Source organism: Spirillospora sp. NPDC046719 (assembly GCF_040645715.1).
In the GTDB taxonomy this organism is placed as follows: Bacteria; Actinomycetota; Actinomycetes; order Streptosporangiales; family Streptosporangiaceae; genus Spirillospora.
Genome location: NZ_JBEYYT010000456.1, coordinates 1 through 7,299 on the forward strand (window position 1 = coordinate 1; position 7,299 = coordinate 7,299).

The following is a 7,299-nucleotide window of genomic DNA, read 5'->3' on the forward strand; positions in this document are numbered from 1 at the left end:
CCCCACCCGCCCGCCGGGGCGCCCCCGCCCCGCCCCCGCGCCGGCCCGCCCGCCTCCCCGGCCGCCCCGCCCCTTTGATCTGGAGCGCACTCCAGGTGCTTGGCTTGGTGCCATGAAGTACACGCGACTCGGCCGCACCGGCCTGAAGGTCAGCCGCCTCGTCCTCGGCACGATGAACTTCGGCCGCCACACCGAGGAGGCCGGCGCCCACGCCATCATGGACTCCGCGCTCGACGCGGGCGTCAACTTCTTCGACACCGCCAACATCTACGGCGGCAAGGGCCGCACCGAGGAGATCGTCGGCGCCTGGTTCGCCAAGGGCGGCGGGCGGCGGGAGAAGACCGTCCTGGCGACCAAGGTGTACGGCGACATGAGCCCCGAGGGCGACCCGTGGCCGAACCGGGACCGGCTCTCGGCGCTGAACATCCGGCGCGCGTGCGAGGCGTCGCTGAAGCGGCTCGGCACCGACCACATCGACCTGTACCAGTTCCACCACATCGACCGGACGACGCCGTGGGAGGAGATCTGGCAGGCCGTCGACGTCCTCGTCCAGCAGGGCAAGGTGCTGTACGCCGGGTCGTCGAACTTCCCCGGCTGGGGCATCGCGCAGGCGAACGAGACGGCCGCGCGGCGCGGCTCGCTCGGCCTGGTCAGCGAGCAGTGCCTGTACAACCTGGTCGAGCGGCGCGCGGAGATGGAGGTGATCCCGGCGGCGCAGGTGTACGGCCTCGGGGTCGTCCCGTGGTCGCCGCTGCACGGCGGCATCCTGGGCGGCGTGCTGCGCAAGCAGAGCGAGGGCAGGACGGCCCGGTCCGGGTCCGGCCTGTGGGCGAAGATGCTGGAGGACCCGGCGGAGCGCGCGCGGATCCAGACCTACGAGGACCTCTGCGACAAGCACGGCGTCGAGGCGGGGGACGTCGGACTCGCCTGGCTGCTGACCCGTCCCGGCGTCACCGGCCCCATCGTCGGCCCCCGCGTCCAGGAGCAGTTCGACTCCGCGCTGCGCGCCGTCGAGCTGGAGCTGTCGGAGGAGTTCCTCGCCGCCCTCGACGAGATCTTCCCCGGCCCGGGCCCCGCGCCCGAGGCCTTCGCCTGGTAGGACGCCCGGGAGCCGCGACGGCGGCCGGATCGGCCATCTCGTGGAGACGGTCGGCGCCGCGTTCGTCCGGGCGCGGCTCAGGCGCGGCGGGTCCGGCGGGTCCGGCGGGCGCGGCGTCCCCTCCCGGCGGCGGCGCCGAGCAGCTGCGGCCCCCGCCGCGCCGGGTCCGCGGCGCCTTCGGAGACGTCGGCGACGACGCAGGTGACGTTGTCCGGGGCGCCCGCCGCGTCGGCCAGCGCGATGAGGCGGGTGACGGCGTCTTCGGGACGCGCGGCCCCGGCCAGCGCGTCGCGGATCGCCCCGGCCGGGACGAAGCCGGAGAGGCCGTCGGAGCACAGCAGGTAGCGGTCGCCGGGCGCGGCGTCCTGCCGGAACAGGTCGGGGTGCTGATCGCCGCCGGGCTGCAGCGCGCGCAGGAGCGTCGAGCCGAGCGGGTGGTCCGCCGCCTGCTCGGGGGTGAGCCGCCCGCTGTCGACGAGCGTCTGGACCATGGTGTGGTCGCGGGTGATCTGGAAGAGGTCGCCGCCGCGCAGCAGGTAGGCGCGGGAGTCGCCGATGTGCGCCACCGCGAACCCGGCGCCGTCCCAGGCCATGGCGGTCAGCGTGGTGCCCATCCCGCGCAGCTCCGGGTCGGCGGCGGCCAGCTCCTCCAGCCGCGCGGCCGCCCGCGCCACCGCCGCCGCGAGCGCGGCGGCGGGCTCGCCGGCCGGGGGCGGCTCGGTGAGCGCGGTGATGGCGGCGGCGCTGGCGACGTCGCCGTGCGGGTGGCCGCCCATCCCGTCGGCGACGGCGAGCAGAGACGGCCCGGCGAGCGCCGAGTCCTCGTTCACGCGCCGCCGCCTGCCGATGTCCGTGCCAGCCGCGTACCGGAGCGAGAGGTGCGCCACGCACGCCAGAGAAGCACGCCGGAACCCGTTTCACAAGCAACTTGGTGATGAGATGGCCTTGCGGCCGCCCGAGCGCGGCACGCGTGGCCGCCGGGGCGGCGGAACCGGACGGGCCAAAGATCGAACGCGAGGCGGCGAAGCGGTATACCGTTCCAACCGACACTGATCCCCACTTACTGCGCAGATGCGGAGCGGGTTGTGAACGACGACCAGCCCTCGATCGCCGACATCCCCAACGACGTGCCGACCTCGGCGCGCGCCTACGGATGGCTGCTCGGCGGCAAGGACAACTACGAGGTCGACCGGCAGTTCATCCGGGGGCAGCTGGAGCACCATCCGGCCGGGCTGGACATCACCCGGCAGAACCGGCTGTTCCTCTACCGGGCCGTCCGCTACCTGACGGTCGAGGCCGGCATCCGGCAGTTCATCGACATGGGGTGCGGGCTGCCGACGGACGCCAACGTCCACCAGGTCGCGCGGCAGTTCGCGCCGGACGCCCGCGTCGTGTACGTCGACATCGACCCGATCGTGCTCGCGCACGGCCGCGCGCTGCTCGCCGGCGACGCGTCCACCACGGTGATCACCGCGGACATGCGCGACCAGGAGGCCGTCCTGGAGCACGAGGACGTCAAGCGGCTCATCGACTTCTCCGAGCCGGTCGCGACGCTGTTCCTCTCCGTGGGCCACCACCTCCCGGACTCCGACGACCCGAGGGGCATCCTGCACGCCGTCATCGACCGTGCCGCGCCGGGCAGCCACCTGACGTTCTCGCAGGTCGCGTGCGACGACCCGGTGCGCAGCGCGGAGATGACCGCGCAGGTCACCGGCGCGGGCATCCCGTGGCAGACGCGGACGCCGGCCGAGATCGACGCGCTGCTGTCGGACTTCGACCCGGTCGAGCCGGGCCTGTGCAACCTCGTCGACTGGCGGCCGATGGACCTGCAGCCGCCGCTCGCGCCCGTCCCCGAGGAGCTGCGCAAGTACGAGGGCGCCTCCAAGCTGGACACCGGCATCTACGAGTACGGCGGCGTCCTGCGCAAGCGCTGACCCGCACCCGCCGGCCCGATCGAGGGCCGCGGACCGCTTTCCCTTAGGGCGCCACGGCGCCCGCGGGCCCGAACGGGCCGTCCTTCACCGCAGGTGGAGGGCGGCCCGTTTCGCGTTTCTGCGCACCGCCACCGGGCGGTCTCCGGCGCGCGCCGCCGCTCGTCCCCTCCCACCCGCCATGGGACGCATCCGGACACATCATGCTAAGTTGCACTGAAAACCGTTTTCATTTTCAGGAGCGACCCATGTCCCCTCTGCCTCTGCCCCCGCGACCGCGACCGCGCCGGGCGGCCCTCCGCACGGCAGGCGCCGCCGCCGCGGCCGTGCCCCTGCTCGCCCTCGCCGCCTGCGGCTCGCCGTCCGAGGCCGCGCCCGCCGGGACGTCCGGCGGGGCGGTACCGGTCGTCGCCTCGACCAACGTCTACGGCGACATCGCGCGGACGATCGGCGGCGCCGACGTGCGCGTCACCTCGTTCATCAGCGACCCGGGGCAGGACCCGCACTCCTACGAGGCCGGGACGCGCAACCGGCTCGCCCTCGGCCGGGCCGGAGTCGTGATCGAGAACGGCGGCGGCTACGACGACTTCATGACGACCATGCTGAAGGCGTCGTCGTCCAAGGCCGAGGTCCTCGACGCGGTGCGGATCTCCGGGCGGACCGCGCCGGCGGGCGGCGAGCTGAACGAGCACGTCTGGTACGACCTGCCGTCCATGGCGCTGCTGGCCGACCGGCTGTCGGCCGCGCTCGCGAAGGCCCGCCCCGCCCGCGCCGCCGCGTTCACCGCGAACGCCACCGCGTTCAAGGCGAAGCTGAAGGACCTCGAAGGGCGGGTCGCGGCGCTCAAGGCCGCGCACTCCGGCGACGGCGTCGCCATCACCGAGCCGGTCCCCCTCTACCTCCTCGAAGCGGCCGGACTGCGCAACGAGACGCCGGAGGCGTTCAGCGAGGCCATCGAGGAGGGCGACGACGTCGCGCCGCGCACCCTGCGGGAGACGCTCGGGCTGTTCGGCGGGAAGAAGGTGAAGGCGCTCGTCTACAACGCGCAGACGAGCGGCCCGCAGACCGAGCAGGTCGAGAAGGCCGCGAAGGACAACGGCGTCGCGGTCGTGCCGGTCACCGAGACCCTCCCGGCGGGGCAGGACTACATCGGCTGGATGGCCGGCACCATCGCCGCGCTCGGAAAGGCGCTGTCGTGATCTCGATGCGCGGCGGGGCGCTCCGCTACGGCGACCGGACGGTGTGGAGCGGACTCGACCTCGACGTGGCGGCCGGGGAGTTCGTCGCCGTCCTCGGGTCCAACGGGTCGGGGAAGACCAGCCTGCTGAAGGTGCTGCTGGGGCTGCGGCGGCTGTCGGCCGGGACGGTGACGGTCGGCGGGCGCCCGCCGCGCCGCGGCGGAACCCTCATCGGGTACGTCCCCCAGCACCGCAGCGTCCCGGCCTACACGCCGCTGCGGGCCCGCGACCTGGTGCGGCTCGGCGTCGACGGGCACCGCTGGGGGCCGCGGCCCCCGGACCGGGGCGCGCGGCGCCGCGTCCGGGACGCGCTGCGCGACGTCGGCGCGGAGGCGTTCGCGGACGTCCCGATCGAGCTGCTGTCGGGCGGCGAGCTGCAGCGCGTCCGGGTCGCACAGGCCCTCGCGTCCGATCCGCGGCTGCTGCTCTGCGACGAGCCGCTGGCCTCGCTGGACACCGCGCACCAGCGGTCCGTCAGCGAGCTGGTCGCCAGGCGGTGCCGAGAGCACCGCACCGCCGTGGTGTTCGTCACCCACGAGGTCGAGCCGGTCCTGCCGTTCGCCGACCGCGTCCTGCGCATGCCCGGCGGACCGGAGGCGCGCGATGTGGCATGAGATCGTCAACTTCGACGACTACGGCGCGCTGCTCGGCCTGGTCCGCAACTCGCTGATCGCGGGCGCGGTGCTCGGGCTGGTCGGCGGGCTCGCGGGGACGTTCGTCGTGATGCGCGACCTGGCGTTCGCGGTGCACGGCATCAGCGAGCTGTCGTTCGCCGGCGCGGCCGCCGCGCTGCTGCTCGGCGCCGGCGTCGCGGGCGGCTCGATCGCGGGCGCGCTGCTGGCCGCCGCGCTCATCGGCGTGCTCGGCGGCCGGGCGCGCGACCGCGGCTCGGCCATCGGGGTGCTGATGCCGTTCGGGCTCGGCCTCGGCGTGCTGTTCCTGTCGCTGTACAAGGGGCGCGCCGCCAACAAGTTCGGCATCCTCACCGGGCAGATCGTCGCGATCGACACGCCCCGGCTGTCGTGGCTGCTCGGGACGTCGGCGGTCGTGCTGGTGTGCCTGGCGGTGATGTGGCGGCCGCTGGCGTTCGCGAGCCTCGACCCGGACGTGGCGGCGGCGCGCGGCGTCCCGGTGCGCGCCCTGTCGCCACTGTTCATGCTCGTCCTCGGCCTCGCCGTCGCCGTGTCCGTGCAGGTCGTCGGGGCACTGCTGGTCCTCGCGCTGATCTGCACGCCGGCCGCCGCGGCGGTGCGGGTGACCGCGTCGCCGGTGCTGGTGCCGGTGCTCAGCGCCGCGCTCGCGACCGTGTCGGTGGTCGGCGGGATCCTGCTGTCGCTCGGCGCCGGCGTCCCGATCAGCCCGTACGTCACCACGATCTCGTTCGCGCTGTACGCGGCGTGCCGCGCGGCGGGCGCCGTCCGGGCCCGGCGCGGCGGGCCGGCCCGCGCGCACGCCGGGCGGCGCGACACCGTCCCCACATGATCTCTTGACGCCCGCTCGGCACTGGCGGCCGGGCGGGCCCGGCCCGCCGGTCGCGTTATCCGGAATTCCCGATCCCTGTTCGCCGGGACGTTGCGATTCGCTTACCCGCCGATGGGCATCGCCGCAGGTCGGCAGGGCATCAGCACTCTGCGACTGCAGGGCGAGAGGGAAGAAGGGGACGCGATGTGGGACTTCGCGGGCCGGGACACCGCCATCGACCTGGGGAGCTCGACGGTGCGCATGCACGTGCGGGACCGCGGGGTCGTCGCGCGCGAGCCGTCGCTGCTCGCCCGCTGCCTGCACACCGGCAAGATCCTCGCGCTCGGCCTCCCCGCGCAGGAGATGGCCGGGCGCAACCCCGACGTCCGCCTCGTCCGGCCCATCCGCGAGGGCGCCCCCACCGAGACCGACGAGGCCGAGTACCTGATGCGCGCCCTCGTCCGCACCCACCACAAGCGCCGCTACACCGCGCGGCCCCGGCTGGTCGTGACGGTGCCGAGCGGCATGTCGTCCGTGCACTACCGGGCGCTGCAGTTCTCGGCGTTCCAGGCCGGCGCGCGCCGCCTCACCCTCGTGCCGACGCCGATCGCGGCCGCCATCGGGATGGGGCTCACCTCCTCCGGGCGGCCGGAGGTCGTGGTCGTCGCCGACATCGGCGCCGACATCACCGACGTCGGCGTCATCTCGTTCGGCGGGCTGGTCACCTCGCACACCGCGCTCGTCGGCGGCTCGTCCCTGGACCGGGCGATCGTCGCGCTGGTCCGCCGCGAGCACGAGGTGCGGATCTCCCAGTCCAGCGCCGAGGCCGCGAAGCTGGAGGTGGGCGCGGTGCCGCCGATCGGGCGCCGCCCGCTGCGGCAGACCGTCGTGCACGGCCGCGACCTCACCACCGGCATGCCGCGCGGGATCGTCCTGACCACCGCCGACGTCGCCCGCGCCATCGCCGCGCCGGTCGGCGAGATCGTCGCCGCGGTCCAGCAGGGGCTGGCGGGCTGCGGACCGGAGATCTCCGGGGAGCTGCTCGGCGTCGGCATCACCCTGACCGGCGGCACCGCCCGCCTGCCCGGCCTGGACAGGCTCATCCAGGAGCGCACCGGGCTGGCCGCGCGCATCGGCGACGACACCGGCGACGCCGCCGTCATCGGCGCGGCCGACGTGCTGCGCTCGTCCGGGTCGCAGGAGCCGCCCGCCCGCCGCAGCTCCCCGCGCCCGCACCTGCTCACCACCGTGCCCGAGCAGTGACGGATCGCGCCGTCCCGCCGGGGCGGCTAGGCTGCCGCCCGGCAGGGCCGTAGCGCAGAGGTCGACGCACCGCCTGCACAGCGGAGGACGCCGGTTCGATTCCGGCCGGTCCTGCCCCTCGAACGGCGATGGGGGGTGCAGGTGGCGTCCGACGGGCCCGCCGCCCGGTCGGCGATGCCGGCGGCGTGGCTGCGCGCCTGGCAGCGGACGCGCACCCGCAACAGCTTCGCCGCCCCGATGTGGGCGCCCATCCTGAACAACATCGTCGTGATCGGCGTCGGCGGCGTGTTCCTGGCGATGGCGGCGG

General features: G+C 74.9%; 7 protein-coding genes and 1 tRNA gene. 7 read left to right on the top strand and 1 reads right to left on the bottom strand.

Translation table 11 applies throughout. The features are described from left to right. Positions 1-112 precede the first annotated feature (112 nt). Entirely contained in the window at positions 113-1,099 is a 987-nt protein-coding gene (locus tag ABZ914_RS42775; RefSeq protein WP_500200506.1) for an aldo/keto reductase, read from the top strand. 77 nt (positions 1,100-1,176) lie between these two features. Here the strand turns inward: ABZ914_RS42775 and ABZ914_RS42780 are convergent, their stop codons facing one another. Continuing rightward, the gene (locus ABZ914_RS42780) at positions 1,177-1,929 is read right to left on the bottom strand and encodes a PP2C family protein-serine/threonine phosphatase (protein WP_500200507.1); all 753 of its coding nucleotides are present in this window, start codon (positions 1,927-1,929) and stop codon (positions 1,177-1,179) included. A 255-nt stretch (positions 1,930-2,184) separates the two neighbouring features. On the opposite strand from ABZ914_RS42780, the gene ABZ914_RS42785 reads away from it, so the two are divergent. The 6 genes from ABZ914_RS42785 to ABZ914_RS42810 all read left to right on the top strand — a co-directional run bounded on the left by ABZ914_RS42785 (position 2,185) and on the right by ABZ914_RS42810 (position 7,106). Continuing rightward, positions 2,185-3,033, top strand: coding sequence for an SAM-dependent methyltransferase (locus tag ABZ914_RS42785; RefSeq protein WP_500200508.1), 849 nt, complete (start codon positions 2,185-2,187; stop codon positions 3,031-3,033). A gap of 245 nt (positions 3,034-3,278) precedes the next feature. Then, positions 3,279-4,229 (top strand): metal ABC transporter solute-binding protein, Zn/Mn family, encoded by a 951-nt coding sequence (locus ABZ914_RS42790; RefSeq protein WP_500200509.1) that lies wholly within the window; start codon positions 3,279-3,281, stop codon positions 4,227-4,229. Positions 4,230-4,234: 5 nt separating this feature from the next. Then, entirely contained in the window at positions 4,235-4,882 is a 648-nt protein-coding gene (locus tag ABZ914_RS42795) for a metal ABC transporter ATP-binding protein (protein ID WP_500200512.1), read from the top strand. After that, positions 4,872-5,750: a metal ABC transporter permease gene (locus ABZ914_RS42800; RefSeq protein WP_500200510.1), complete on the top strand. Its 879-nt coding sequence runs from the start codon at positions 4,872-4,874 to the stop codon at positions 5,748-5,750. The genes ABZ914_RS42795 and ABZ914_RS42800 overlap by 11 nt, the downstream gene beginning before the upstream one ends. 183 nt (positions 5,751-5,933) lie before the next feature. Then, positions 5,934-6,992, top strand: coding sequence for a rod shape-determining protein (locus tag ABZ914_RS42805; protein ID WP_500200511.1), 1,059 nt, complete (start codon positions 5,934-5,936; stop codon positions 6,990-6,992). A 43-nt stretch (positions 6,993-7,035) separates the two neighbouring features. Next, positions 7,036-7,106, top strand: a tRNA-Cys gene (locus ABZ914_RS42810). The last annotated feature ends 193 nt before the right edge of the window (positions 7,107-7,299 follow it).

Bases quoted from the DNA above. Each gene is read 5' to 3' on its own strand.
- ABZ914_RS42775 (WP_500200506.1), top strand. From the start codon at position 113: ATGAAGTACACGCGACTCGGCCGCACCGGCCTGAAGGTCAGCCGCCTC.
- ABZ914_RS42790 (WP_500200509.1), top strand. From the start codon at position 3,279: ATGTCCCCTCTGCCTCTGCCCCCGCGACCGCGACCGCGCCGGGCGGCC.
- ABZ914_RS42795 (WP_500200512.1), top strand. From the start codon at position 4,235: ATGCGCGGCGGGGCGCTCCGCTACGGCGACCGGACGGTGTGGAGCGGA.
- ABZ914_RS42800 (WP_500200510.1), top strand. From the start codon at position 4,872: ATGTGGCATGAGATCGTCAACTTCGACGACTACGGCGCGCTGCTCGGC.
- ABZ914_RS42805 (WP_500200511.1), top strand. From the start codon at position 5,934: ATGTGGGACTTCGCGGGCCGGGACACCGCCATCGACCTGGGGAGCTCG.